Origin of the sequence: Amycolatopsis rhizosphaerae, assembly GCF_007713715.1 — a bacterium.
In the GTDB taxonomy this organism is placed as follows: domain Bacteria; phylum Actinomycetota; class Actinomycetes; order Mycobacteriales; family Pseudonocardiaceae; genus Amycolatopsis_E; species Amycolatopsis_E rhizosphaerae.
In genome coordinates this window covers 1-2,646 of the sequence record NZ_VJWX01000712.1, presented here as the reverse complement: position 1 = coordinate 2,646, position 2,646 = coordinate 1, and the positions used below count along the sequence as shown (strand labels likewise).

At 71.4% G+C, this 2,646-nt stretch carries 2 protein-coding genes; both read right to left on the bottom strand.

Going from position 1 to position 2,646, the window contains the following annotated elements; translation table 11 throughout:
- Nucleotides 1-146: 146 nt before the first annotated feature.
- Entirely contained in the window at nucleotides 147-1,769 is a 1,623-nt protein-coding gene (locus FNH05_RS35885; RefSeq protein ID WP_144593288.1) for an AMP-binding protein, read from the bottom strand.
- On the bottom strand, nucleotides 1,766-2,646 hold an 881-nt coding region (locus tag FNH05_RS35880), incomplete at its 5' end, for a VWA domain-containing protein (RefSeq protein WP_246128144.1). The genes FNH05_RS35885 and FNH05_RS35880, both read right to left, overlap by 4 nt.

Below are 2,646 nucleotides of genomic sequence, written 5' to 3'. Positions count from 1 at the left end.
GACCGGCCCCCTCGCCTGGTCCCTTGTGTCCCGTGAAGGGGCCCTTCACGGTCGTATTTGCTGTGAAGGGCCCCTTCACGGCAACCGCGGCCCCATCCCAGCCGCACAGCCGCAGCCGACTGGCCCCCCGCACAGCCCCTCCTGCCTCAGTCCAGGCCGAGCAGGGACAGCGAAGTCTCCCGCATTTCGACCTTGCGCACCTTCCCGGTCACGGTCATCGGGAACTCGTCGACGACGAGCACGTAGCGCGGGATCTTGTAGTGCGCGAGCTTCCCCGTCGCGAACTCACGGACGGATTCGGCGGTCAGCGCCGCCGCACCGGGCCGCAGCCGGACCCAGGCGCACAGTTCCTCGCCGTAGCGCTCGTCCGGCACGCCGATCACCTGCGCGTCGAGGATGTCGGGGTGGGTGTAGAGGAATTCCTCGATCTCCCGAGGGTAGATGTTCTCGCCGCCGCGGATCACCATGTCCTTGATCCGCCCGGTGATCGTCACGTAGCCCTCGGAGTCCATCACGCCGACATCCCCGGTGTGCATCCACCGCGCCGCATCGATGACCTCCGCGGTCTTGTCCGGCTCCTCCCAGTACCCCAGCATCACCGAGTACCCCCGCGTGCACAGCTCGCCCGGCGTGCCGCGCGGAACGGTCCGGCCGGTCGCCGGGTCGACGATCTTGACCTCCAGGTGCGGATGCACCCGCCCGACGGTCGACACCCGCAGTTCGAGCGAATCCTCGACGCGCGTCTGCAGCGACACCGGCGAGGTTTCGGTCATGCCGTAGCAGATGGTGACCTCTTCCATGCCCATCCGGGACACGACCTGCTTCATCACCTCGACCGGGCAGGGCGAGCCCGCCATGATCCCGGTGCGCAGCGACGAAAGGTCGGAGGAATCCAGCTCCGGCTCGGCGAGCTCGGCGATGAACATGGTCGGCACGCCGTACAGCGAGGTGCAGCGTTCGGCGGCGACGGCTTCGAGTGTCGCCTTCGGATCGAAGCCCTCGGCGGGGATGACCATGGTGCAGCCGTGCGAGGTGCACGCGAGGTTGCCCATCACCATGCCGAAGCAGTGGTAGAACGGCACCGGAAGGCAGACCCGGTCCTCCACGGTGTAACGGCACAGTTCCCCGACGAAGAACCCGTTGTTGAGGATGTTGTGGTGCGACAGCGTCGCACCCTTCGGGAAGCCGGTCGTACCCGAGGTGTACTGGATGTTGATGGGGTCGTCCGGGGACAGCGCCGCCTGCGCGCGGGACAGCAGCGCCGGATCGCCTTCACGGCCGGTCTCCAGCAGCCGGTCCCACGCCGGATCCCCGAGGATCACCACCTCGCACAACCGTCCGCACCGGCCGGTCACCTCGGCGATCATCGAGCGGTAGTCCGAGCTCTTGAACGCCGGTGCCGAAATCAGCACCGAGATCCCGGCCTGGTTGAGCACGTATTCCAGTTCGTGCGTGCGGTAGGCGGGATTGATCGTCACCAGGATCGCGCCGATCTTGGCCGTGGCGTACTGGGTCAGTGTCCACTCGGCACGGTTGGGCGCCCAGATCCCCACCCGGTCGCCCTTGGCCACCCCGGCGGCGAGGAGGCCGAGCGCCAGCGCGTCGACGTCGGCCCTCAGCTGCCCGTAGGTCCACCGGCGGCCGGTGGCCACCTCGACCAGCGCCTCCCGCTCGGGGTCGGTGGAGGCGGCGCGGTCGAAGTTGTCGCCGATGGTCTCGCCCAGCAGCGGCACGTCGGAGACGCCGGAGGCGTACGAAGCGGTCGTCACGGATGGTCCCTTCCTGTGGTGCCGTCCAGCAGGGCGGCGAGCGCGGCCGGCGCCCCGGCCGCTCCGGTCAGTGGCAGCCAGCGCGCTCCGGCACGCGAGGCCAGGTGCGCGGCCTCGTCGTGATCGTCGCCGGGTGCCAGGATGAGCAGTTCCGGGCAGGCGCGCGCGGCCGGCACCGGGTCTTCGTCGTCGGTGGCGCGGCAGTCCGACAACAGCACCACCGCCTTGCGGGCGGCCCGGGAGGGCGCGAGCTGTTCCCGGGCCGTGCGCAGCGCGGTGGCCAGTGCGGTCACCCCGTGGCCGCGCAGCGCGAGGATCGTGTCCACCACGGCACCGGGCGGCCGGACCGAGCACAGTGGACGGAGCACGTCGGCCCGGCGCGCGAACGACACGATGGCGTGCTCGGCGGGCGCGCGCCAGGCGCAGGCCGCCGCGGTGAGCGCCGCGGCGGCCAGCCGGGCGCCGGTCATCGAGCCGCTGGCGTCGATCACCAGGCACAGCGCCAGTTCCGGGCGTGCCCAGTCCCGCGCGATCAGGTCGTCAAGGTGCGGCGGCCGCCCCGCTGCCCGCGCCTCGAGGAGCGCGGGCAGCGAAGCGTCGAGATCCAGCTCCCCGCCGTGCCGGGCGGGGAGCCTGCGCAGCCTGCCGATCCCCCGGCCGCGGGCCACGCCCCGCCGCGCGACGTCGAGCATCATGCGCCGGGCCAGCGCCCGCGCCGCGGCCCGCAGCCGTTCGTCGGTGGCCGAACCCATCTCGACCAGCATCGTCACGGCGAGGTCCGGTTCTTCCCGCAGCACCTTGGCGAACGCGTCCTCGTCCAGCACCCCCACTTCGGGGGACACTTCGGCGAAGCGGCGATGCCGGGCCAGGGTGGCCC